Raw genomic sequence first — 21,845 nt, forward strand, 5'->3', positions numbered from 1 at the left:
TCGGCAAGTGGATCCCAAGCTCATGACCGTTCGTCCGAGCATCATACTTGCCTGCGCGCCTTATTCGGGGCAGGCTTTACGGGGCAATCCCGCCTTTGTCGTTCAGGACTATCTCTATGTCGCTACGCATCTGCATCCTGGAAACCGACGTCCTGCGACCGGAGCTGGTCGAGCAGTATCAGGGCTACGGACGGATGTTCGAGCAGCTGTTTACCCGCCAGCCAATCGCCGCCGAGTTTCGCGTCTACAACGTGTTGAACGACGAATACCCCGATGATGACCAAGTGTTCGATGCCTACCTGGTTACAGGCAGCAAGGCCGACTCGTTCGGTGATGATCCGTGGATTCACAAGCTCAAGGCGTTCCTGCTGGAGCGCTATCAGCGTGGCGACAAACTGCTTGGCGTGTGTTTTGGTCATCAACTGCTGGCGCTGCTGCTGGGCGGCAAGAGCGAGCGCGCGCACCAAGGCTGGGGGGTGGGTACCCACCGCTATGTGATGAACGCCAAGGCGCCGTGGATGAGCCCACAGGTCGAAGAGCTGACCTTGCTGATCAGCCATCAGGACCAGGTCACCCGCCTGCCGGAGAACGCCACGGTGATTGCCTCCAGCGACTTCTGCCCGAACGCCGCTTATCACATCGGCGACCAGGTGCTGTGCTTTCAGGGCCACCCGGAGTTCATCCACGACTATTCGCGGGCGCTGCTTGAGCTGCGCCAGGACAGCCTCGGCCAGGAGGTCTACCGCAAGGGCATCGACAGCCTGGCGCAGCAGCACCAGGGCAGCACGGTGGCTGAATGGATGATGCGCTTCGTCGCGCACAAGCCCCAGGGCAGTTCGGCCTGAGGCCTGCCGTTACAGCCAGCCGGAGCGCTTGAAGCTGGCGTACAGCGCCGTGCAGCCCACGGCGATCCCGCCCAGCACGGCAAAGTAGCCGTAGTGCCAGCTCAGCTCCGGCATGTTCTGAAAGTTCATCCCGTAGATCCCCGCCACGGCGGTGGGGAAGGCCAGGATCGCCGCCCAGGCGGCGAACTTGCGCTGCACGATGCTCTGGCGTGACGACTCCAGCAGCATGCCGATTTCGATGGTCTGGCTGGCGATGTCGCGAATCCCTGCCAGGTCCTCCATCTGCCGGGTGACGTGGATCTGCACGTCACGAAAGTACGGGCGCATGTTCTTGTCGATGAACGGGAAGGTCAGACGCTGCAGTTCTTCGCTGACCTCGACCATCGGCGCCACATAGCGGCGCAGGCGCAGGATGTCGCGGCGCAGGCTGTGGATGCGCTGGATGTCTTCTTCCTTGAGCGAGCCGCTGAGCACGCTGCGCTCAAGCTCCTCGATCTCGCCATGAATGGCTTCGCTGACCGGCTGGTAGTTCTCGGTGACGAAGTCGAGCAGGGCGTAGAGCACGAAGTCTTCGCCGTGCTCGAGCAGCAGCGGCCGGGCCTCGCAGCGCTGGCGCACCAGGGCGTAGGATTTCGAGTGGCCGTTGCGGGCGGTGATGATGTAGCCGTTGCCGGCAAAGATGTGGGTTTCGATGAACTCCAGCTTGCCTTCATGGCGCACTGGCGAATAAGTGACGATGAACAGCGCATCGCCGAAGGTCTCGAGCTTGGGCCGGCTGTGCTTTTCCAGCGCGTCCTCGATGGCCAGCTCATGGAGGTTGAACTGGCGTTGCAGGTTGGCCAGTTCCTGGGCGTTGGGCTCTTCCAGGCCGATCCAGACAAAATGCCCGGGTTTGCTTGCCCACTGGCTGCCTTCATCGAGGCTGATATTGGTGACTTTTCTGCCGGCGCTGTACACCGCCGCCGCAACGACTCGACCCATGGTTGTCCGCTTCTTCTGTTAACCGTGCCAGTAGCTTGGTATGACCGGCACGATTCGGCAACCGTTCACGCCTGGGTCAGTTCACTTTCCATGCGATCGATGCAGTGTTGCATCTGCAGGCGGCACTGTTCGGCCAGGGCCGGCACATCCTGCTGGGTCAGGCCGCTGGTGGCGATCGGCGCCAGCGAACGGATGATGACCTTGCTGCGCCGCCAGCCGTTGAGCTTCAGGCGGCTGGCATAGCGGCTGACGCACACCGGCACGATCGGCACACCGGCTTCCACGGCCATGTGGAAGGCACCCTTTTTGAAGGTGATCAGATGCTCGCCGGCATTGCGTGTGCCTTCGGGGAACACCCAGATCGAGGTGTCGTCTTCGCTCAGGGTGCGGGTGGTGGTCTGCATGGCCCGCCGCGCCTGGTAGGCATTGCCGCGATCGACCAGCACGTTGCCGCCCAGCCAGAACAACTGGCCGAACAGCGGGATCCATTTCAGGCTCTTCTTGCCGATGCACACGGTGCGCGGCGGCACCACATGGCCGAGCACGAACAAGTCGTAGTTGGACTGGTGGTTGGCGATGATCACGCAGCCCGGCGGCTGGTCGAACAGCGGGCCGACCTCGGCCTTGATCTCAAGGCGCATCAGCCAGGTGGCGGGCAGGCCGTAAAGGCGTGCACAAATTCGGCTGTTGTCCGGGTTGAACGGTCGGCACAAACCAACTAGCACACCGAGAACACCGGCCAGGAGAAAATGCAGCCCCAACAGGAACATGCGGATAATAAAAAGCATTCGTACGACTCACACCAGGCAAACGCGGCGCAGTGTACGGGTGTGCACTTCTATCGGCAAACGCTCATTGGGCGGGACAGGCCTGATTACACAATTAGTTGCAATCAGGCCTTGGTAGGGGGTCAGCCGAGGTGTTCCTGGTCGCGGATGATCGCGTCGTCGAGCAGCTCCAGCAGAGCTTTGCGCACCTTGAGCTTGGTGTGCTTGTGGGCGTTCATGTTGATCTTCTTCAACTGCCGGGCGGCAGTCAGCGCAGCTTCCTGAAGTTGCTCGACCGGCACGACCTTGTCGAGGAAACCGGCGTCCACGGCGCTGACCGGGTCGAACATCTCGGCATTGATCACCGAGCGGTGGAATGCTGCACGGCGCAGGCGATCGCGGGCCAGTTCAATACCGGCGTGGTGCATGGTCATGCCGATCTGCACTTCATTAAGGCCAATGCTGAACGGGCCTTCGACACCGATGCGGTAGTCGGCCGAGAGCAGCAGGAAAGCGCCCTTGGCCACCGCGTGGCCCGGGCAGGCGACGATGATCGGGAACGGGTGCGAAAGCATGCGCCGGGCCAGTGTCGAGCCTGCGGTGACCAGGCTGACGGCTTCTTTAGGGCCTGCGGTCATGACTTTGAGGTCATAGCCACCGGACAGAATGCCGGGCTGGCCGGTGATGATTACCACCGCGCGGTCCTGCACGGCCTGGTCGAGGGCGGCATTGAAGGCCTTGATGACGTCAGGCGAGATGGCGTTGACCTTGCCGTTGTTCAGGGTCAGGGTGGCAATGCCGTCTTCGAGGTGGTAGGTAATCAGCTCACTCATGACAGAGTTCCTTAAAGGGGAGTGGGGCAGACGTTACTCAGGCAAGTGCCCGAGGTAAAGCGCTGTGACTGACTGACCGGTCAGCTTGACGGCCCGTTCGCTCGTGCTGACGGGAGTAGGTGAATCGGCGCTGTCAAAGCACGCCAGAGAATGGCGGCTTTGCCCTGTGTACCGTGGTTTTTTGCTTGAATGGCTTAAGCGCATGAATATTCTGAAAAAAACCTTTGCCATCAGAACCTCTTTCGACTACATTAGCGCGCCTCGACAGGCTGAACTGCTTGAAGAGAAACGGTGAAGTGTCCGAGTGGCTGAAGGAGCACGCCTGGAAAGTGTGTATACAGGAAACTGTATCAAGGGTTCGAATCCCTTCTTCACCGCCATATCTAGAAAAGCCCCCGACCTGAACAAGGTCGGGGGCTTTTTGTTTTGCCCATGAAAAAGGATGTTTCAGATGCTCAAAGAATGTTTTACCAAGGCGCAGATCCTCGCCGCCGAACAATTGCTGACCTTGGTCAGCCCGTCGGCGGCAATGGCCAGCCAGCATGTCCAGGCCCTGCGCGAGGTCGAGCTGGATGAAGACGACATCGAGGAATTCGAGGACGATCCGCAGCAACTGATGTACATCGTCAAGGACGTGGCAGACTGGGAGTCGGTGTTCTTTGTCGACTGGAAAGACACCGAGTCTTTTGTGCAGAGCGTGCAGCAGCTGGCCGAGGCACGGGATGCCGACGTTACGTTCGGCGTTGAGGACGCGGAAGATGAAGACTTCCTCGAAGGCACCACGGTGCCCGAACTGATGGTCACCGCCCACGACGAACTGCACAAGCAGGGCCTGGTGCTGTGGAACTGGTCTACCGATGGTGACTGCTACAGCGGTTTCATTACCACCAGGGACGTGGCGACGCAGCTGGTGGCGTTGGGCAAAGTGCTGGAAGTAGAAATCCGCGAGGGTAGCGAGCCGTTCTGACGGCGGTGTCTTCATCGCGGGTCAAGTCGACCCGCGATGAGCCCCTCAGAAGCTCACAGACGCCGAAACCCGTGCAGTGCGCGGCGCCCCCTGAAACAGATAACCATCCCCCAGGTACTCCCCGGCATCGCGCCAGTAGCGTTTGTCGAAGACGTTATCCACCATCAGCCGCAGCACCGTGTCGTAACCACCAATCCTGGTGCTGTAACGGCTGCCCAGGTCAAACACCGCATAGCTGCCGACCTCTACCGTTCCAGCCTGATTGGCGTACTTGCTGGCGCTGTAGCGCGCACCGCCGAGCAGGGCCAGGCCCGGGATCGGCAGGCTGTAGTCGGCCTGCACCGCAGCGCGCAAGTTCGGTACGTTGAGCGCCTGGTGGTCTTCGTAGTCAGCTGTGCCGCTGTTTTTGACCCGCGCGCGAATTGCCGCAGCACTGGCGTTGATCTGCAGGTTGGAGGTCAGCCAGCCGCTGGCGCCCAGCTCCAGGCCGATGTTTTTTTGCTGGCCTTGCTGCACATAGGTGAAACCACCGGCACCGTCAGGTTGTGAATACTGATAGGCCTGGCGCAGCTGGAACAGCGCGGCGCTCAGGCTCAGGCGTTGCCAGTCGCGCTTGATGCCCAGCTCGATCTGATGCGAGGTGGTCGGGGCGAGGATGTCCTGGCTGTTCTGGGCAAACCATGGCGCCGCACTGCCCGCTGAAAGGCCTTTGCTGTAGCTGGTATACAGTGAGATGTCGGCCCGAGGTTTGTAGATCAACGCGGCATTGGGCAGGAGTTCGTACTGGCGAGTGTGCCGACGGTCGTTGCCAGCTTCATCGAAGGCTTTTTCGTCCAGGCGCACTACACGTGCACCCAGTTGGGTTTGCCAGTGCTCATTGAAGGTGATGCGATCGCTGGCAAAAATACCGTACTGACGGCTGTCCAGGCGCCGTTCGGAGTGCCCTGGCACGCCATCGAACGGCTCCAGTGCAGGGGTCGCCTGGTAGATGTTAGCGCTGCCGATGAGCTGGTTGAAGGTTGGTCGCTGGTCGAGGGTGCGCCGCTGTGCACCGCTGCCGACGGTCAGTTCGTGGCTCAACCCGGTCATTTCAAAGCGACCGTTCAACGCCACCTGTGCTTCGTCGATGCGGCGCGTGTCGTCGGGGCTGCGAAAATCATAGACGTCATAGTCGCCTTCCGGGCTGAAGTGGGCAGCCATGCCGCCTCCTGACCCCCAGGCAAACGAACTGTAGTCATCGATCACCACCTTGCTGCGCGAGGCGCTGACGCTGCCGGTCCAGTTGTCACTGAAGCGATATTCGAAGCGCCCGCCAAAGTTCAGCGAGTCGATGCTCACCGGGTTGGCCCAGTGCTGATAGGCCAGGCGGTCATGCGGGTCAATGCCGTGGGGCAGGCTGTTGCCGCCGAGCAACTGGTAGCCCGGCACCGAACGCTGCTCGCGCTGCTGGTATTCGGCATCCAGCTGCAGCACGGCGTCGGGGTTGATCTGCCAGTCGAAGGCCAGCGAGGCGAAGTCGCGCTTGCCGTCGGCGTGGTCGACGTAGCTGCGGATGTCCTCATGCGCCAGGTTGGCGCGCAGGCCGAACTGACGCTCGCTGCCGAACCAGCCGCCGAGGTCGGTGGCCAGGTAGCGCTCGCCTTGTTCGTTGCTTGAAACCGTCACCGAGCGCACATCCTCCGGGCGCTTGGTCACGTAGTTGATCAGGCCACCGGGTTCCGACACGCCGCTTTGCAAGCCCGACAGGCCCTTGAGCAACTCGACCTGTTGCTTGTTCTCCAGCGCCACGTTCTGCTCGCCGGCGATGGTCTGGCCGTTGATCTTGTAGCTGCTGGCGGCGTTGAGCTCGAAGCCGCGCACGTTGAAGTTTTCGTAGTATCCGATCGGCGCATAGCTTTCACCCACCGAGGCATCGCTTTGCAGCACTTCACTGAGCTTGCGCACCTGGCGGTCGGCCAGCAGTTGCTCGTTGAACACTGCAATCGAGGCCGGCGTATCGAGCAGTGGCGCCGGCTGGAAACCGCCGACCGCGGCTTCGCGGGCCTGGTACCCCTCGCTATAGACCTGCGACACCTGCAGCGGGGCCAGGGTGATGCTGTCCTCGGCCAGGCTGTGTGTAGCCGGCAGGGCCAGGCTCAGGCCGAGCAGGCGCAAGGGCAGGCGAGGGCGAGGCAGGGTCATGCAGGAGCTCCTTGAAAACGAACGCGAACGCGCCGTTATCGATCGGCTGCTGTCCGGCAGGGCGTATTTGCCCGATAGGCGATGAGGGGCGCGAGCCCGGGTGGCGAAAGCCTGCCGGGTATTGCGCCGGGCAGGCGGGGGCGCAATCTTAGCAGGGGCGACCGGTTGGCGGCGCCCCTGTTTTCAATCGATTGTCATGACCATGAACGTACGAGGGCTGTGCGGATTCAGCCGTTCGCTGCCGCCTGGCTGTGGCGTCGCCAATTGCCGTCGATTTTCGACCAGGTCTTCTTGTCGGTGATGGCCATCAGCTTGCGACCATCCTTGAAGGTCGCCAGGAAGGTCACTTCTTCTTCCTTGCCGCCTAGCCAAAGGCCGGCGATCAGGCCGACCGGGCCGGCCACCAGGGCGCCGGCAACGCCCCAGCCCAGCGCACTGCTCAGGCTGCGGCTGGATTCCTGATTGGCGACGATCAGATCGGTAATGCGGGTCAGGGCGATTTTCTCGCCAGGTGAGGGGCTGCGGGCGGTCTTGAGTGTGAGCGATCCATTGCGGTACTCGCCTTCACCTTGCAAGAAATCGCCGGATTGAACCGTGAGTCTTGTCATAGTGGCATCCAGGTTGAAAGGGCTGTTGACCAATCCCTACTCAGCGCCCGGGCCCGTCACAAGTCAATGGCCAGCCGACGGAGGGTCACCCGCTAGTTGTCACAAAAAAGTAAAGGCTCAGAATCAGCGGGTTATAACGGCATGTCGCATTCTTATAATTAAACTTCGATTATGCAACTAAAACTGTCGGGTCAGTTTTCGTCTAGGGCCGGGGTTTTTGTCAGTCTCGATATATCGTCGTTTGCGCAAATGTATACGCATTGGCTAAATCAAGGGTTTGCGCGTGTAGGACAATAAACAATTAGTCTTATTGAAAATTGACGTCAAAAAAAGCTGGACAGTTCAATTCCACCTGTGTCAGTTTTTCCCCGCCTCATTCAGGCGAGTGATAGGACGATCTCGCCGCAGGAGCGTCCTATCGGACAACAACTGCTTTTTTGTAAACAAGGAAGTGTCTGTATGTCGAAAGTCAAAGAAAGCGCTATTGTTTCAGCTGGCTCTGTATTGCAACCGCACGGTGCAAGTTCCGCTTACAGTCTGATCAATAGTTTCGGCCATCAATATGATCGCGGCGGCAGTGCGACAGTCAATGGCAAACCTTCGTTCTCGGTCGACCAGGCCGCTACCCAGTTGCTGCGCGACGGCGCTGCCTGGAAAGACCTGAACAAGGACGGCACCATCAGCCTGACCTATACCTTCCTGACCAAGGCACCTTCTGACTTCTATGGTCAGGGGCTGGGCTCGTTCAGCGCCTTTTCCGCGCAGCAGAAAGCCCAGGCCAAACTGTCCATGCAGTCCTGGGCGGACGTGGCCAAGGTCACCTTCAAGGAAGGCGCCTCGGGCGGCGACGGTCACATGACCTTCGGCAACTACAGCGATGGCAGCACCGGCGGCGCGGCATTCGCCTACCTGCCGTTCGACGGTCCGGGCTCGCACAAGGGCGAATCCTGGTACCTGATCAACAATCAGTACCAGGCCAACGTCAACCCGGAAAACGGCAACTACGGCCGTCAGACCCTGACCCACGAAATCGGCCACGTCCTGGGCTTGTCCCACCCCGGCGACTACAACGCCGGCGAAGGCTACCCGACCTATGCCGATGCTAGCTACGGCCAGGACACCCGTGGCTACAGCGTCATGAGTTACTGGGGCGAGAGCAATACCAGCCAGAACTTCACCAAGGGCGGTGTGCAGGTGTACTCCTCGGCACCGCTGATGGATGACATCGCCGCCATCCAGAAGCTCTATGGCGCCAACTACGCGACCCGCTCCGGCGACACCGTGTACGGCTTCAACTCCACCGCTGACCGCGACTTCTACTCGGCCACCTCGGCCTCGTCGAAAATCGTCTTCTCGGTGTGGGACGGTGGCGGCAACGACACCCTGGACTTCTCCGGTTTTACCCAGAACCAGAAGATCAACCTCAATGACGCGTCGTTCTCCGACGTCGGCGGCATGATCGGCAATATTTCCATTGCCAAGGGTGCCATCGTCGAGAACGCCATCGGCGGCTCGGGCAACGACCTGCTGATCGGCAACGCCGTGGCCAACGAGCTCAAGGGTGGTGCCGGCAACGACATCATCTACGGCGGCGGCGGTGCCGACAAACTCTGGGGTGGTGCCGGTTCCGACACCTTTATCTTCGCTGCCAGCAGCGATTCGACCCCGAGCAATCCCGACCGGATCATGGATTTCGTCAGCGGCCAGGACAAGATCGATCTGTCGGCAATGTCGGCCTTTGCCGTCAACAAGCTGCCGCTGCAGTTCGTTGATGCCTTCACCGGCCATGCCGGCGAAGCGGTGCTGAGCTTCGATCAGGCAAGCAACCTCGGTAGCCTGTCGATCGACTTCACCGGCAACAGCCTGTCTGATTTCCTGGTGACCACTGTAGGTCAGGCGGTCGCCACGGATATCGTGGTCTGATAGCAACCTGAAAGGGCGGCGCCGATGCGCCGCTCTTTCCGAGGCGGGCAGATAATGGCTTTGAAGCGAATGATCGCGCTTGGCGCGATTCCCCTGATGTTGATGACCGAGGTCGGTATGGCAAGCAGCCTGCTACTCCCCACGCCCGCGCAACTGGCCGGTGACTGGATGCTTTACCCCGAAAACGATCGGGCCGCGGGTTGTAAAATGCACCTGGATGCAGCGCAAACCTTGCGCGGCGATCTCGAATGCGTAGCAGGGCTGATTGGGCAGCGCCCCAGCGGCTGGCTGCCGACCACTGATACGCTGGCTTTGCTTGATGGCAGCGGTAGCGCGATGGTGCACTTTAACCGTTATAAGCCAGATATCTTCAAATGGACTTCCATATCTGGAAAGATACTCTTGCTGGAACGTAAGAATAAAGAATAAAGCCTTGTAGGCGATTGCCGATTTTTCAGGGATAGAAAGGCGGACAATGAACAAGCCGACTCATAAAGCCGGGGCGCCCCTGTGGGCAGCACTGGCCGATCACAAGTCCACGCTATTGAGTGTGGGTTGTTTTACCGCGTTGATTAATCTGCTTATGTTGGTGCCCTCGATTTATATGCTGCAAGTGTATGATCGGGTACTGTCTTCGCAAAACGAAACAACCCTGTGGATGTTGACGTTGATGGTAGTCGGCTTCTTCGTATTTATCGGCGCGCTGGAAGCGATCCGCAGTTTTATTGTTATCCGGGTTGGCAACCAGCTGGAGCAGGGCTTTAACCTCCACGTCTACCGTGCAGCCTTTGAGCGCAACTTGCGCCAGGGTGACGGGCAGGCCGGGCAAGCACTTAACGACCTCACGCAAGTGAGGCAATTTGTCACCGGTCCTGCACTGTTTGCCTTCTTTGATGCACCCTGGTTTCCGATTTATCTGGCAGTGATTTTCCTCTTCAACGTCTGGCTGGGTGTCATGGCCTGCGCCGGGGCGCTGCTGCTGATCGCCCTGGCGGTGCTCAACGAACGCCTGACTCACAAGCCGCTGGTCGAGGCCAGCGGTTTCCAGCAGCAGTCCACACACCTGGCCAGCAGCCAGTTGCATAATGCCGAGAGCATCCAGGCCATGGGCATGCTTGGCGCCTTGCGCCAGCGCTGGTTTGCCTTGCATTCGCGCTTTCTGAACCTGCAAAACCAGGCCAGCGATACCTCAGCGGTGATCACCGCGGTGAGTAAGTCGCTGCGCCTGTGCCTGCAGTCGCTGGTGCTGGGGCTGGGTGCCCTGCTGGTGATCGAGGGGCAGATGACTCCGGGGATGATGATCGCCGGTTCCATCCTCATGGGCCGGGTGCTCAGCCCGATCGATCAGCTGATTGCCGTGTGGAAGCAGTGGAGTGGCGCGCACATGGCCTATCAGCGCCTGGATGGCCTGCTGCGCGCGTTTCCCGAGCCGCCGGCGCCGATGGCCTTGCCAGCGCCAAGCGGGCGCCTGGGCTTCGAACAGGTCAGCGCCGGGCCGCCTGGCAAGCGCGTGGCCACCTTGCAGCAGATCAGTTTCAACCTGGGTGCCGGCGAAGTACTTGGCGTGCTCGGCACCTCCGGCTCGGGCAAGTCGACCCTGGCCAAGGTGCTGGTCGGCGTCTGGCCGACCCTGGCCGGTACCGTGCGCCTGGACGGCGCCGACCTGCACCGCTGGGACCGCGAGGCCCTCGGCCCGCATATCGGCTACCTGCCGCAGAACATCGAACTGCTGCGCGGCAGCATTGCCGAGAACATTGCCCGCTTTGCCGAGCTCGACGGCCTCAAGGTGGTCGAAGCCGCGCGCCAGGCCGGCGTGCACGAACTGATTCTGCGCCTGCCGCAAGGCTATGACACACGCCTGGGCGAAGACGGCGGCGACCTGTCAGGCGGGCAGAAGCAACGCATCGCCCTGGCCCGGGCCCTGTACGGCGGGCCGAGCCTGATCGTGCTCGATGAACCCAATTCCAACCTCGACACTAGCGGCGAAGCGGCGCTGGCCACTGCCATCGCCCAGATGAAAGCCCAGGGCCGCACCGTGGTGCTGGTTACGCACCGCTCTGCCGCCCTCGCCCAGGCGGATAAACTGCTGGTGCTCAGCGAGGGCCGGATGCAGGCCTTTGGCCCGACCCATGAAGTCATGCAGGCCCTGAGCCGGGCTCAGGAGCAGGCCCAGCGCCAGCCCGCAAATGCCGCACTGGCAACCGGAGGTGGCGCATGAGCCAGGTCGATAAAAGCCGCAGTGCCCGGTTTTACGTGCGCCTGGGCTGGCTGCTGACCCTGGTCGGTTTTGGCGGGTTCATTGCCTGGGCAACCCTGGCGCCGCTCGATCAAGGCATTGCCGTGCAGGGCACCGTGGTGGTCTCGGGCAAGCGCAAGGCGGTGCAATCTCTGGCCGGTGGCGTGGTCAGCCGCATCCTGGTCAGCGAAGGCCAGTTGGTTAAACAGGGTCAGCCGTTGTTTCGCCTCGACCAGACCCAGGTCCAGGCCGATGTGCAATCGCTGCAGGCCCAGTACCGCTTGGCCTGGGCCAGCCTGGCGCGCTGGCAGAGCGAGCGCGACAACCTCGGCGCAATCATCTTTCCAGCGCAGCTTGCCAGCAACCCCGACCCGCAGCTGAGCCTGGTGCTCGAGAGCCAGCGCCAGCTGTTCAGCAGCCGCCGTGATGCCCAGGCCCGCGAGCAGGCCGGGCTGACCGCCAGTATCGACGGCGCCGTGGCTCAGTTGGCCGGCATGCGCCGCGCCCGTGGCGACCTGCAGGCCCAGGCCGATTCGCTGCGTGAGCAGTTGGAGAACCTCAAGCCGCTGGCAATTCAGGGCTACATTCCGCGCAACCGCTTGCTCGAGTATCAGCGTCAGTTGTCCCAGGTCCAGCGCGATCTGGCGCAAAACAGCGGCGACAGCGCGCGGCTGGAGCAGGGCATTGTCGAGTCGCGGCTGAACCTGCAGCAGCGGCGCGAGGAATATCAGAAAGAGGTGCGCAGCCAGTTGGCCGAAGCGCAACTGAAAAGCCTGACCCTTGAGCAGCAACTGACCTCGGCCGGTTTCGACCTGCAGCACAGCGAGATCCTCGCCCCGGCCGACGGCATTGCGGTCAACCTTGGCGTGCATACCGAGGGCGCGGTGGTGCGCGCCGGCGAAACCTTGCTGGAGGTGGTGCCCCAGGGCACCGCCCTGGAAGTGGAAGGGCGCTTGCCGGTCAACCTTGTGGATAAAGTCGCGATGCAGCTGCCTGTGGATATCCTCTTCACCGCCTTCAATCAGAGCAGCACGCCGCGGGTGTCGGGCGAGGTGGCGCTGATTTCCGCCGACCAGTTGCTCGACGACAAGACCGGCCAGCCGTATTACGTGCTGCGCAGCACCGTCAGCGAGCAGGCCCTGGCACGCCTGGACGGGCTGGTGATCAAGCCGGGCATGCCGGCCGAATTGTTCGTGCGTACCGGCGAGCGCTCGATGCTCAATTACCTGTTCAAACCCCTGCTCGACCGGGCAGGCACCGCGTTGACCGAACAATAAGGAAGCCCGTGGATGAGAAGCTTGATGACCGGGCTGCTGGCGGCGTTCGCCCTGACAACAGGGGCGGGCGCGCAGGCCATGGGGCCGTTTCAGGTGTATGAACAGGCGCTGCGCAAGGACCCGGTGTTCCTCGGCGCGCTCAAGGCCCGCGACGCCGGGCAGGAAAACCGCGCCATCGGCCGCGCCGGTTTGCTGCCAAACCTGTCGTACAACTACAACAAGGGTCGCAACGATTCCAAGGCCCGCTACCTGGGCGATTCGCGGCGCGAAGATGAAGACCGCCACTACAACAGCTACGGCTCGACCTTCATCCTTCAGCAGCCGTTGCTCGACTACGAGGCCTACGCCAGTTACCGCAAGGGCGTGGCCCAGGCGCTGTTCGCCGATGAAGCATTTCGCGACAAGAGCCAGGAGCTGCTGGTGCGGGTGATGACCAGTTATACCCAGGCGCTGTTTGCCGACGACCAGATCAGTATCAGTGTCGCCAGCAAGCAGGCCTATCAACAGCAGTTCCAGCAGAACCAGCAACTGTTCCAGCAGGGCGAGGGCACCCGTACCGACATCCTCGAAGCCCAGGCCCGCTATGAGCTGGCCGACGCCGAGGAGATCCAGGCCCGTAACGACCAGGACGCCGCCCTGCGCGAGCTGGGGGCGCTGATTGGCGAGCCTTCGGCGCGCATCGACGAGCTGGCGCCGCTCAACGACGGCTTTGCCCTGCTGGCGCTGCAGCCAGCGACCTACGAGGCCTGGCATGAGCTGGCCCTGGCCAACAACCCGCAACTGGCGTCCCAGCGCCAGGCCCTGCAAGTGGCCGGATTCGAGGTGGAGCGCAACCGGGCCGGGCACCTGCCCAAGGTCACGGCTTACGCGACTTCTCGGCAAATGCAGTCCGACAGTGGCAACACCTATAACCAGCGCTATGACACCAACACCATCGGCATCGAAGTCAGCCTGCCGTTGTTTGCCGGGGGCGGGGTGTCGGCGGCCACCCGTCAGGCCAGCCGCAACCTGGAGCAGGCCGAATATGAACTGGACGGCAATACCCGTACCACCCTGATCGAGCTGCGCCGCCAGTACAACGCCTGCCAGTCCGGCGTCAGCCGCCTGCGTGCCTATCAGCGCGCGCTGACTTCGGCCGAGGCGCTGGTGCAATCGACCCGCCAGAGTGTGCTGGGTGGCGAGCGGGTCAACCTCGATGTGCTCAATGCCGAGCAGCAACTGGCGACCACCCGCCGCGACCTGGCCCAGGCCCGCTACGACTATTTGCTGGCCTGGATCAAGCTGCACTACTACGCCGGGACCCTGCGCGAGGAGCACCTGGCGAGGGTCGATGAAGCCTTTGTGCGCCGTTAGGCGATACCCGGGCGCACGGCGCGCTGGCGCTCAGCCAGGCCCCAGACCAGCAGGGCCAGGGCGCCGATGCTCAGGCCGGCGATGACGATGCCGTCCCAGCCATAGCGCTGGAACAGCTGCGTGCCGAGCAGCGAGCCGAGGGCGCCGCCGATGAAGTAGCAGGTGATGTAGCCGGCATTCAGGCGGTTGCGCGCTTCCGGACGCAGGACAATCACCGCGTTCTGGTTGCTCACGTGCACCAGTTGCACCGCCAGGTCGAGCAACAGCACGCCAACCAGCAATGCCGCCAGCGACGACTGCGCAAAGGCCAGCGGTACCCACGAAAGCAGCAGTACCAGCAAGCCCACCGTGGTGCCCAGCGGGCCTTTGCCGCGGTCGGCCAGGCGCCCGGCCCAGTTGGCCGACAGGGCCCCGGCGGCACCGGCCAGGCCAAACAGGCCGATCACTGCGTCGGAATAGTGGTAAGGCTCGGCCGACAGCAGAAAGGCCAGCGGCGTCCAGAACAAGGCGAACAGGCTGAACGACAACAGCCCCAGCAGCGAGCGCAAGCGCAGGATCGGCTCGTCGACGAACAGGCGGAACACCGAGCCGAGCAGCGCCGGATAACTGAGCCCAGCGTGCTGGTGACGCTCGGGCAGGGCGCGGAGCAGGGCGATCGCCGACAGCCCCATCAATCCTGCCGCCAACAGGTAGATGCTGCGCCAGCTACCCAGTTCAGCCATGAAGCCGGCAGCCGTGCGCGCCAGCAGGATGCCCAGCAGCAGCCCGCTCATCAGCGTGCCGACCACCCGCCCGCGTTGCGCCGGATCACTCAGGCCCGCCGCCATCGGCACCAGCACTTGGGCGACCACCGAAAACAGGCCGGTGAGGGTGGTGCCGATCAGCAGCCATATCAGGCTTGGCGAAAAGGCGCTGATCAGCAGGCCCAGGGTGCTGATGGCAATCATGCTGACGATCAGCTTGCGTTGTTCGAACAGGTCGCCCAGCGGTGCCAGCAGCAACAGGCCGGCGCCGTAGCTCAGTTGCGCGGCCATGACGATGGCCCCGGCGCTGGCGGTGGTCAGGCCGAAATGCTCGGCGATGCTGTGCAGCAAGGGTTGTGCGTAGTAGTTGCTGGCGACCGCGAGGCCTGTGGCAGTGGCCATCAGCAAAATCAGGCCGCGGCTCAGGGGGTGGGTGGCAGAGGTCATGGACCGTCTCTAATCAGTGGCAGTTGGAGGTGACAGTATGGGAAATGCGCTAGCATGACGCCAATGTATCGTTTTCATTCTATCCATCTTGAAAATAGATCGATCCATGAATCTCAAGCAGATTGAATATGCCTTGGCGGTAGTCGACACCGGCAGCTTCACCCGCGCCGCCGAGCGCTGCCATGTGGTGCAGTCGGCCTTGAGCCATCAGATTGCCCGGTTGGAAGAAACCCTCGGCGTCAGCCTGTTCGAGCGTAGCTCGCGGCGCGTGCGCCTGACGCCTGCGGGGGAAGCTTTTGTGCAAAGCGCGCGGCCAGCACTGGAGGCGACTCGAAGGATTGCCGAGGATGTTGCCGCCGCCTGCGGTGAAGTGCGCGGGCAATTGTCGATCGGCGAGATCACCTCGCTGACCGAGCTGGACCTGGTCGATCTGCTGGCTGATTTTCATGCCCAACATCCACGGGTGGACATCCGCTGGCTGATGGCCAAGAGCGAGTTGCTGATCGCCGACGTGCGCGAGCGACGCCTGGACGTGGGTTTTATCGGAATCTGGCCGGGCGAGCGGCTGGAAGGCGTCGAGTACCGCCTGCTGGCCGAAGAAGAATTGGTGGCGGTGATGGCTGTCGAGCACCCTTTGGCAGGCAAGATTCGCTTGTCCCTGGCCGATCTTGAAGCCCAGCCGCTGGTGGATTTTCCCGCCGGTAGCGGCGCGCGCCGGCAAACTGACGAAGCCTTTGCTGCCGCCGGAGTGCGCCATCGGGTGCAGTTCGAAATGACCAACATCCGCCTGGTGGAGAAATTCGCCAAGCGCGGCCTGGCGATCGGCCTGGTGCCGGCGCGAATTGCCAACGGCTTCAATGGCGTGGCGTCGGTAGCGGTTGAGGATGCGCCGGTGCGTCACGTTTATGCGATCTGGTCGACGCACCCGACCCCGGCCGCCAGGGCCTTTGTCCAGTTGATTGAACAGCGCCTGGCCGACAGGGACGGTCATTGACTGGCCTCAGGCCGCGAAGCCGCCATCAATGCTCAGGCTTGCGCCAGTGATGTACGCCGCCTCCGGGCCGGCCAGGTAGGCGACGAAGCTGGCGATCTCATCGACGTGGCCGTAGCGACCCACCGCCATCAAGCCCATCAGGCTTTCAGCGAACTCGCCCTGGGCCGGGTTCATGTCGGTGTCCACCGGCCCCGGCTGGACGTTGTTGATGGTGATGCCCAGGGGGCCGAGGTCACGGGCCAGACCGCGGGTCAGGCCGACCAGCGCCGACTTGCTCATGGCATAGGGGCCGCCACCGGCGAAGGGCATGCGCTCGGCATTGGTGCTGCCGATGTTGATGATCCGCCCGCCCTGGCCCATGTGCCGGGCAGCGGCCTGGGTGGCGACGAAAACGCTGCGCACATTCACCGCCAGGGTACGGTCGAAGTCTTCCAGGCTGAAATCCGCCAGTGGCCCGACGGCCAGTACCCCGGCGTTGTTGACCAGGATATCCAGGCCACCGAAGGCCTCGACGGTGCTTGCCACAGCCTGCTGCACGGCGCTGGCATCGGCGCTGTCGGCCTTGATTGCCAGGGCCTTGCCGCCGGCGGCGATGATGCTCTGCTGTAAGGCATCGGCCTGGGCCGTGGCATTGGCGTAGGTGAAGGCGACACTGGCGCCTTCGGCGGCCAGGCGTTTGACGATGGCAGCGCCGATACCGCGCGAGCCACCCTGGATCAGGGCTACTTTACCGTTGAGGCTGGATTGGGTCGACATGCTGTGCTCCCGAAAGAACAAGGCCGGATGCCTTGGATGGTGCTCAGTATCGGCCGCTGATTACCCTGCCGCTAGCCAGTAATCGCTATAGTCTGTGTAAACCAAAAGTATGGAATCGCCGCGATGGAGTCGTTCAGCAGTATCGAGTGTTTTGTCCGCAGCGCCGAGGTCGGCAGCTTTGCCGAAGCCGCGCGGCGCCTGAGCCTGACCCCGGCGGCAGTGGGCAAGAACGTCGCCCGCCTGGAGGCACGCCTGGGTGTGCGCTTGTTCCAGCGCAGTACTCGGCGCCTGACCCTGACCGAGGCCGGCCAGCGTTTTCTCGGTGAGGTAGCGGCGAGTTTCCAGACCATCCAGTACGCCGTGGCTAACCTTGCCAGTGCCGAAGGGCAGCCGGCCGGCACCCTGAAAGTGAGCATGGGCACGGTGTTCGGCCGTCTGTACATTGTGCCGCTGCTGGCTGAGTTCCTGCGGCGCTACCCGGCCATCAGCCCTGATTGGCATTTTGATAACCGCCAGGTCGACCTGATTGGCCAGGGTTTCGATGCGGCCATTGGTGGCGGCTTCGATCTGCCGCAAGGCGTGGTGGCGCGCAAGCTGACTCCGGCGCACCGGATTCTGGTAGCGGCGCCGGCCTACCTGCAGCAGCATCCGCCGATCACCCAGCCTGGCGACTTGCACGCACTCGATGGCATCCTCATCCGTTCGCCGCAAACCGGGCGCGTGCGCTCCTGGCCGCTGACCAGCCGCGAGCGGGAACAAAGTCCGTTGAGCCTGCGCCTGCGCATGACCATGAGCGATTCGGAAGCCGCCTGCGCGGCAGCGGAGCAGGGCCTGGGCGTAGCGCTGGTGAGCATGCCATTTGCCGTGCCATACCTGCAGGCCGGGCGGCTGCTGCGAGTGTTGCCGGACTGGTATGTGGACGACGGCAACATCTCGCTGTACTACGCCGAACACAAACTGTTGCCGGGCAAGACCCGGGCCTTTGTCGATTTTATCATCGAGCAGTTTGCCAGCCAGGGGTTGGCGCAGCGCTTTGATGCCTTGGGATCTTTGTGAAGGCGCAGCCTTCCTGATCACAGAACCTTGAGGATGTAGTAACGCTGGGACACCCCGCCAAGCACCAGGCTGACCTCATCCTCTTCGACCTTGCCGAGCAGTCCCTGACCCAGTGGCGAGCGCGGGGTGATCACCGTGACCAGGTGCTCGCCCTGGCCAATCTTCAGGCCCGCGCCTTCGGGGCCGAGGAATAACTGCTGGCAACTGCCATTCTCGGCCTCGAGGGTCACCAGGTTGCTGACCTGGATGCCGCGTTGCGGGTCATAGTCGCGCAGCAGCAACTGCTGGTACGCCGCCCGCGCCTGGCGGATCTCTTCCATGCGCCGGGCTTGCCCGGTGGCCAGGTACGAAGCCTCAAGGCCCAGGGTGTCGTACTTGTTCTCGGCGATGTTCTCTTCGGCGGTGGCCGCTTCATAGGCGGTTTGCGCCGCGCGCTGGGCGACGTCCAGGTCGAAGGTCAGGGTATCGATGATGCGTTGCAACAGGTCGGCTTTGTTCATGGTGTCAGTTGCAAAATTCCAGGACATGGGCGCGACTTTTTTCCGTGGGCAGGTTGCGGTTTTGCTGCAGCCAGAACTGGCACTTGGGGTTGGACAGGTTGCGCATGCTGCCTTGTGCCTGTTCTTCGGCCTGCTGTACCTGCTGGTTGCGCAGGATCTGCTGGTACTGCTCGAACATCTGCTGTTGCGGGTCTGCCGCCGGCGGGGGCGCCGGGGCGATGGCGGGCGGCGCAAGCACCTGGCCGATCGGCGGCACCGTCGCGGGAAGCAGGCGCCCGGCCAGCCACAGGCTCAGGGCGATGGCCACGGCGCCAAGCCACAGGCCCAGGGCAATGCACAGGATCAGTTGCAGCGGCTTGAGGGTGATCTTCAGTTCGCGAGGGCGGGGCATGATGGCCTCCTGGCCAGGACACGGGTGGCCATTGTCGCATGGTGCAGCAGGTTTTTTACCTGCCATGCTTTTGTCTGCGATGATTTACCCGGACAATCGGCGCTTTTTCCAAGGGGCCCGCGATGAAAGCGCACTGGGACATCTTCTGTTGTGTCGTCGACAACTACGGCGACATCGGCGTGACCTGGCGCCTGGCCCGGCAATTGGTGGCCGAGCAGGGCCAGGCGGTGCGCCTGTGGGTGGATGACCTTAAGGCGTTCGTGCGTATTTGTCCCGAGGCCCGGGCCGATGCCGCCCAGCAATGGCAACAGGGCGTTGATGTGCGCCAATGGCCTGGCGAGTGGCAGGACACGGCGGTAGCGCAGGTGGTGATTGGCGCGTTCGCTTGTCAGTTGCCGCCCGCTTATGTGCAGGCGATGCTCGATCAGCCACGTGCGCCATTGTGGCTGAACCTGGATTATCTCAGCGCCGAAGACTGGGTCGAAGGCTGCCATGGTTTGCCGTCGCCCCAGGCCAATGGCTTGCGCAAGGTGTTTTTCTTTCCGGGCTTCACCCGCAAAACCGGCGGCTTGCTGCGTGAGGCGAACCTGTTGGCACAACGCGACGTGCTGCAGCAGGACCCTGCCGCACGCACCGCGTTTCTGCAGAGCCTGGGCGTGACGACAGCGGCAAACGCCCGCCTGATTTCGCTGTTCGCCTACGAAAACCCCGGCGTGGCCAGCTGGCTCGAGGCCCTGGCTGGCGACAGCCGCGCCAATCATCTACTGGTGCCCGAAGGCCGGGTGCTGGGCGATGTTCAGGCCTGGCTCGGCGAGCCGCTGTGCGTCGGCAGTGTTGCCCGGCGCGGCGCACTGACCGTGCAGATCCTGCCGTTCGTCAGCCAGGACGATTACGACCGGCTGCTGTGGAGCTGCGATTTCAATGCAGTGCGCGGTGAAGACTCTTTCGTTCGCGCGCAATGGGCGGCACGACCGCTGCTTTGGCATATTTATGTGCAGGAAGAGTATGCCCACTGGGAAAAACTCGAAGCGTTTCTTGATCTGTACATCCAGGGCCTGAGCGCTGCGTCAGGCGACGCGCTGGTGCAATTGTGGCGCGCCTGGAACATGGACTGCGACATGGGCCAGGCCTGGCAGCAGGTGCTGCTGCACTGGGACGAACTCGACCAGCACGCCCGCCGCTGGAGCGCCGCGCAGGCCGCTCAGCCGGACCTTGCCACGGCGCTGGTACAGTTTTACCGAAATTGGCTATGATATGCGGCCTCGATTTTTGTAAATCCATCCAAATTCGGATATATCGCAATGAAAACTGGTAAAGAACTGAAACCCGGTACCGTGATCCGTATCGACAACGATCCATGGCTGGTTCAGAAGGCTGAGTTCACCAAGTCGGGCCGTAACAGCGCGATCATGAAAACCAAGCTGAAGAACCTGCTGACCGGCTACAAGACTGAAACCGTCTACTCGGCCGACGACAAGCTGGACGACGTAATCCTGGATCGCAAAGAAGCGACCCTGTCGTTCATCAACGGCGATACCTACACCTTCATGGACACCACTGACTACACCATGTACGAGCTGAACGCCGAAGACATCGAGGCCGTTCTGCCGTTCATCGAAGAAGGCATGGAAGACGTCTGCGAAGCCGTGTTCTTCGAAGAGCGCCTGGTTTCGGTTGACCTGCCAACCACCATCGTGCGTCAGGTTGACTACACCGAAGGTTCCGCTCGCGGCGACACTTCGGGCAAGGTCATGAAGCCTGCCAAGCTGAAGAACGGCACCGAGCTGAGCGTTGCTGACTTCATCGAAATCGGCGACTGGATCGAGATCGACACTCGCGAAGGCGGCTCCTACAAGGGCCGTGCCAAGGTCTAAGCCTGGCATTCCTGCGCAATCGAAAAACCCGGCCTTGGCCGGGTTTTTTTATGCCTGGGGTTTTATCACTCAGACAGTGACATGCAAGCGTACATCAACGTTGCCACGGGTGGCATTGGAGTACGGGCAGACCTGGTGAGCGGCGTCGACCAGTGCTTGCGCCTCAGCCTGGTCCAGGCCCGGCAGGTTGATGTTCAGGTCGATATCCAGACCGAAGCCACCCGGAATCTGGCCGATGCCGACCTTGGCAGTGATCGAGCTGTCAGCAGGCAGGGCCTTTTTCTGCTGGCCAGCGACAAACTTCAGGGCGCCGATAAAGCAGGCCGAATAGCCGGCGGCAAACAGCTGTTCGGGGTTGGTGCCGTCACCACCGGCGCCGCCCAGTTCCTTGGGGGTGCTCAGTTTGACTTCCAGCTTGCCGTCGCTGGAGCTCGATTTACCGTCGCGGCCACCGGTGGATGTGGCTTGGGCAATGTACAGCGGAGTGACTTTTTGCATGATGAGCCTCGCTTGTGAGTGGCGCCGCGGCGCTGAGTGGGTACGGAAATTAAATTAGCGCGCAATTATTTAGTGCGCAAGATAATTTTTCGGCTGACCTACGAACGGTCATCTACCAGCATAGCCCTCAGAGGCTTTTTTGCAGGTTGGCGCGCAGTTCCAGCAAGTCGGCCTGCAGCTTTTGCAGGCGTTGGAGGTTCTCGCCACTGGCGGCGAGGATGCAGTGCGGCACATCCTTGGCCCGGGCTTGCAAGGCGCGGCCCTGGTCGCTCAACTGCACCAGCACGACCCGTTCATCTTCACGGCTGCGGGTACGCTTGAGCAGGCCTTCGGCTTCCAGGCGCTTGAGCAAGGGAGTGAGTGAGCCTGGATCGGTGAGCAGGCGCTGGCTTATCTCGCCGACGGTCAGGCCGTCCTGTTCCCACAGCACCAACATCGCCAGGTATTGTGGGTACGTCAGCCCAAGCTTGTGCAGCAGCGGCTTGTAGACCTTGGTCATCAGCAGCGAAGTCGAATGCAGAGCAAAGCACACCTGGTTATCCAGGCGCAGTTCGTCGCAGGGAGCGGGCGCTTTCGGGTCGGCGTTCATGCACATCCTTTCATGGGTTGAGTCCT

The 21,845-nt window shown here is 62.2% G+C and carries 22 protein-coding genes and 1 tRNA gene; 12 read left to right on the forward strand and 11 right to left on the reverse strand.

The window, feature by feature from the left end; all coding sequences use genetic code 11:
• The first annotated feature begins 116 nt into the window (after positions 1-116).
• A complete protein-coding gene (locus tag BLR26_RS10775) occupies positions 117-845 on the forward strand; it encodes an amidotransferase (protein ID WP_093380506.1) in 729 nt (242 codons plus the stop codon).
• 9 nt (positions 846-854) lie between these two features.
• On the opposite strand, the gene BLR26_RS10780 is transcribed toward BLR26_RS10775, so the two are convergent.
• The 3 genes from BLR26_RS10780 to BLR26_RS10790 form a co-directional block, all read right to left on the reverse strand.
• Entirely contained in the window at positions 855-1,826 is a 972-nt protein-coding gene (locus BLR26_RS10780) for a magnesium and cobalt transport protein CorA (RefSeq protein WP_045195270.1), read from the reverse strand.
• Between the two features lie 65 nt (positions 1,827-1,891).
• A complete protein-coding gene (locus BLR26_RS10785) occupies positions 1,892-2,614 on the reverse strand; it encodes a lysophospholipid acyltransferase family protein (protein WP_045195267.1) in 723 nt (240 codons plus the stop codon).
• A 122-nt stretch (positions 2,615-2,736) separates the two neighbouring features.
• Complete coding sequence (locus BLR26_RS10790) at positions 2,737-3,426, reverse strand: crotonase/enoyl-CoA hydratase family protein (RefSeq protein WP_045195264.1); 690 nt, start codon at positions 3,424-3,426, stop codon at positions 2,737-2,739.
• A 290-nt stretch (positions 3,427-3,716) separates the two neighbouring features.
• Between BLR26_RS10790 and BLR26_RS10795 the strand changes: the two genes are divergently transcribed.
• Together BLR26_RS10795 and BLR26_RS10800 are read left to right on the forward strand one after the other, a co-directional pair.
• A tRNA-Ser gene (locus tag BLR26_RS10795) sits at positions 3,717-3,806 on the forward strand.
• Between the two features lie 71 nt (positions 3,807-3,877).
• A complete protein-coding gene (locus BLR26_RS10800) occupies positions 3,878-4,393 on the forward strand; it encodes a DUF6630 family protein (RefSeq protein ID WP_143013269.1) in 516 nt (171 codons plus the stop codon).
• Positions 4,394-4,438: 45 nt separating this feature from the next.
• On the opposite strand, the gene BLR26_RS10805 is transcribed toward BLR26_RS10800, so the two are convergent.
• On the reverse strand, positions 4,439-6,574 hold the full coding sequence (locus tag BLR26_RS10805) for a TonB-dependent siderophore receptor (protein WP_093380509.1): 2,136 nt from the start codon (positions 6,572-6,574) through the stop codon (positions 4,439-4,441).
• A gap of 227 nt (positions 6,575-6,801) precedes the next feature.
• Positions 6,802-7,182, reverse strand: coding sequence for a hypothetical protein (locus BLR26_RS10810; protein WP_045195746.1), 381 nt, complete (start codon positions 7,180-7,182; stop codon positions 6,802-6,804).
• Positions 7,183-7,641: 459 nt separating this feature from the next.
• Here BLR26_RS10810 and BLR26_RS10815 point away from each other — a divergent pair, with 459 nt between their 5' ends.
• Genes BLR26_RS10815 through BLR26_RS10835 form a run of 5 tightly spaced genes read left to right on the forward strand, consistent with a single transcriptional unit; the run spans position 7,642 to position 13,971 of the window.
• Positions 7,642-9,105 carry a serralysin family metalloprotease gene (locus BLR26_RS10815; RefSeq protein WP_093380511.1) on the forward strand — a complete coding sequence of 488 codons (1,464 nt, stop codon included), beginning with the start codon at positions 7,642-7,644 and terminating at the stop codon, positions 9,103-9,105.
• Between the two features lie 24 nt (positions 9,106-9,129).
• The gene (locus BLR26_RS10820; RefSeq protein WP_249744409.1) at positions 9,130-9,534 is read left to right on the forward strand and encodes an AprI/Inh family metalloprotease inhibitor; all 405 of its coding nucleotides are present in this window, start codon (positions 9,130-9,132) and stop codon (positions 9,532-9,534) included.
• Positions 9,535-9,580: 46 nt separating this feature from the next.
• On the forward strand, positions 9,581-11,323 hold the full coding sequence (locus BLR26_RS10825) for a type I secretion system permease/ATPase (protein ID WP_093380513.1): 1,743 nt from the start codon (positions 9,581-9,583) through the stop codon (positions 11,321-11,323).
• Complete coding sequence (locus BLR26_RS10830) at positions 11,320-12,618, forward strand: HlyD family type I secretion periplasmic adaptor subunit (protein WP_093380515.1); 1,299 nt, start codon at positions 11,320-11,322, stop codon at positions 12,616-12,618. Before BLR26_RS10825 ends, BLR26_RS10830 begins: the two co-directional genes overlap by 4 nt.
• A 12-nt stretch (positions 12,619-12,630) precedes the next feature.
• Positions 12,631-13,971, forward strand: coding sequence for a TolC family outer membrane protein (locus BLR26_RS10835; RefSeq protein ID WP_371128639.1), 1,341 nt, complete (start codon positions 12,631-12,633; stop codon positions 13,969-13,971).
• Here the strand turns inward: BLR26_RS10835 and BLR26_RS10840 are convergent.
• The gene (locus BLR26_RS10840) at positions 13,968-15,161 is read right to left on the reverse strand and encodes an MFS transporter (protein ID WP_045195252.1); all 1,194 of its coding nucleotides are present in this window, start codon (positions 15,159-15,161) and stop codon (positions 13,968-13,970) included. The two genes, BLR26_RS10835 and BLR26_RS10840, sit on opposite strands and share 4 nt — an antisense overlap.
• Positions 15,162-15,267: 106 nt before the next feature.
• Between BLR26_RS10840 and BLR26_RS10845 the strand changes: the two genes are divergently transcribed.
• A complete protein-coding gene (locus BLR26_RS10845) occupies positions 15,268-16,155 on the forward strand; it encodes a LysR family transcriptional regulator (protein WP_093380517.1) in 888 nt (295 codons plus the stop codon).
• A gap of 6 nt (positions 16,156-16,161) precedes the next feature.
• Here the strand turns inward: BLR26_RS10845 and BLR26_RS10850 are convergent, their stop codons facing one another.
• Positions 16,162-16,911 (reverse strand): 3-oxoacyl-ACP reductase family protein, encoded by a 750-nt coding sequence (locus BLR26_RS10850; RefSeq protein ID WP_045195248.1) that lies wholly within the window; start codon positions 16,909-16,911, stop codon positions 16,162-16,164.
• A gap of 123 nt (positions 16,912-17,034) precedes the next feature.
• Here BLR26_RS10850 and BLR26_RS10855 point away from each other — a divergent pair, with 123 nt between their 5' ends.
• Complete coding sequence (locus tag BLR26_RS10855) at positions 17,035-17,967, forward strand: LysR family transcriptional regulator (RefSeq protein WP_093380520.1); 933 nt, start codon at positions 17,035-17,037, stop codon at positions 17,965-17,967.
• A 17-nt stretch (positions 17,968-17,984) separates the two neighbouring features.
• Here the strand turns inward: BLR26_RS10855 and BLR26_RS10860 are convergent, their stop codons facing one another.
• Both BLR26_RS10860 and BLR26_RS10865 read right to left on the reverse strand, forming a co-directional pair.
• Positions 17,985-18,467 (reverse strand): GreA/GreB family elongation factor, encoded by a 483-nt coding sequence (locus tag BLR26_RS10860; protein ID WP_093380523.1) that lies wholly within the window; start codon positions 18,465-18,467, stop codon positions 17,985-17,987.
• Between the two features lie 4 nt (positions 18,468-18,471).
• Entirely contained in the window at positions 18,472-18,858 is a 387-nt protein-coding gene (locus tag BLR26_RS10865) for a hypothetical protein (RefSeq protein WP_045195243.1), read from the reverse strand.
• A 122-nt stretch (positions 18,859-18,980) separates the two neighbouring features.
• Between BLR26_RS10865 and earP the strand changes: the two genes are divergently transcribed.
• Together earP and BLR26_RS10875 are read left to right on the forward strand one after the other, a co-directional pair.
• A complete protein-coding gene (gene earP, locus BLR26_RS10870; protein ID WP_093380526.1) occupies positions 18,981-20,111 on the forward strand; it encodes an elongation factor P maturation arginine rhamnosyltransferase EarP in 1,131 nt (376 codons plus the stop codon).
• Positions 20,112-20,159: 48 nt separating this feature from the next.
• Entirely contained in the window at positions 20,160-20,732 is a 573-nt protein-coding gene (locus BLR26_RS10875) for an elongation factor P (protein WP_038994110.1), read from the forward strand.
• A gap of 69 nt (positions 20,733-20,801) precedes the next feature.
• Here BLR26_RS10875 and BLR26_RS10880 read toward each other — a convergent pair whose 3' ends face one another.
• The gene (locus BLR26_RS10880) at positions 20,802-21,230 is read right to left on the reverse strand and encodes an organic hydroperoxide resistance protein (RefSeq protein ID WP_045195238.1); all 429 of its coding nucleotides are present in this window, start codon (positions 21,228-21,230) and stop codon (positions 20,802-20,804) included.
• A gap of 127 nt (positions 21,231-21,357) precedes the next feature.
• Positions 21,358-21,819: a MarR family winged helix-turn-helix transcriptional regulator gene (locus BLR26_RS10885; protein WP_093380528.1), complete on the reverse strand. Its 462-nt coding sequence runs from the start codon at positions 21,817-21,819 to the stop codon at positions 21,358-21,360.
• Positions 21,820-21,845 lie beyond the last annotated feature (26 nt).

Origin of the sequence: Pseudomonas sp. UC 17F4, assembly GCF_900101695.1 — a bacterium.
Taxonomy (GTDB): Bacteria; Pseudomonadota; Gammaproteobacteria; order Pseudomonadales; family Pseudomonadaceae; genus Aquipseudomonas.

Bases quoted from the DNA above. Each gene is read 5' to 3' on its own strand.
- BLR26_RS10775 (WP_093380506.1), top strand. From the start codon at position 117: ATGTCGCTACGCATCTGCATCCTGGAAACCGACGTCCTGCGACCGGAG.
- BLR26_RS10780 (WP_045195270.1), bottom strand. From the start codon at position 1,826: ATGGGTCGAGTCGTTGCGGCGGCGGTGTACAGCGCCGGCAGAAAAGTC.
- BLR26_RS10785 (WP_045195267.1), bottom strand. From the start codon at position 2,614: ATGCTTTTTATTATCCGCATGTTCCTGTTGGGGCTGCATTTTCTCCTG.
- BLR26_RS10790 (WP_045195264.1), bottom strand. From the start codon at position 3,426: ATGAGTGAGCTGATTACCTACCACCTCGAAGACGGCATTGCCACCCTG.
- BLR26_RS10800 (WP_143013269.1), top strand. From the start codon at position 3,878: ATGCTCAAAGAATGTTTTACCAAGGCGCAGATCCTCGCCGCCGAACAA.
- BLR26_RS10805 (WP_093380509.1), bottom strand. From the start codon at position 6,574: ATGACCCTGCCTCGCCCTCGCCTGCCCTTGCGCCTGCTCGGCCTGAGC.
- BLR26_RS10810 (WP_045195746.1), bottom strand. From the start codon at position 7,182: ATGACAAGACTCACGGTTCAATCCGGCGATTTCTTGCAAGGTGAAGGC.
- BLR26_RS10815 (WP_093380511.1), top strand. From the start codon at position 7,642: ATGTCGAAAGTCAAAGAAAGCGCTATTGTTTCAGCTGGCTCTGTATTG.
- BLR26_RS10820 (WP_249744409.1), top strand. From the start codon at position 9,130: ATGCGCCGCTCTTTCCGAGGCGGGCAGATAATGGCTTTGAAGCGAATG.
- BLR26_RS10825 (WP_093380513.1), top strand. From the start codon at position 9,581: ATGAACAAGCCGACTCATAAAGCCGGGGCGCCCCTGTGGGCAGCACTG.
- BLR26_RS10830 (WP_093380515.1), top strand. From the start codon at position 11,320: ATGAGCCAGGTCGATAAAAGCCGCAGTGCCCGGTTTTACGTGCGCCTG.
- BLR26_RS10835 (WP_371128639.1), top strand. From the start codon at position 12,631: ATGAGAAGCTTGATGACCGGGCTGCTGGCGGCGTTCGCCCTGACAACA.
- BLR26_RS10840 (WP_045195252.1), bottom strand. From the start codon at position 15,161: ATGACCTCTGCCACCCACCCCCTGAGCCGCGGCCTGATTTTGCTGATG.
- BLR26_RS10845 (WP_093380517.1), top strand. From the start codon at position 15,268: ATGAATCTCAAGCAGATTGAATATGCCTTGGCGGTAGTCGACACCGGC.
- BLR26_RS10850 (WP_045195248.1), bottom strand. From the start codon at position 16,911: ATGTCGACCCAATCCAGCCTCAACGGTAAAGTAGCCCTGATCCAGGGT.
- BLR26_RS10855 (WP_093380520.1), top strand. From the start codon at position 17,035: ATGGAGTCGTTCAGCAGTATCGAGTGTTTTGTCCGCAGCGCCGAGGTC.
- BLR26_RS10860 (WP_093380523.1), bottom strand. From the start codon at position 18,467: ATGAACAAAGCCGACCTGTTGCAACGCATCATCGATACCCTGACCTTC.
- BLR26_RS10865 (WP_045195243.1), bottom strand. From the start codon at position 18,858: ATGCCCCGCCCTCGCGAACTGAAGATCACCCTCAAGCCGCTGCAACTG.
- earP (WP_093380526.1), top strand. From the start codon at position 18,981: ATGAAAGCGCACTGGGACATCTTCTGTTGTGTCGTCGACAACTACGGC.
- BLR26_RS10875 (WP_038994110.1), top strand. From the start codon at position 20,160: ATGAAAACTGGTAAAGAACTGAAACCCGGTACCGTGATCCGTATCGAC.
- BLR26_RS10880 (WP_045195238.1), bottom strand. From the start codon at position 21,230: ATGCAAAAAGTCACTCCGCTGTACATTGCCCAAGCCACATCCACCGGT.
- BLR26_RS10885 (WP_093380528.1), bottom strand. From the start codon at position 21,819: ATGAACGCCGACCCGAAAGCGCCCGCTCCCTGCGACGAACTGCGCCTG.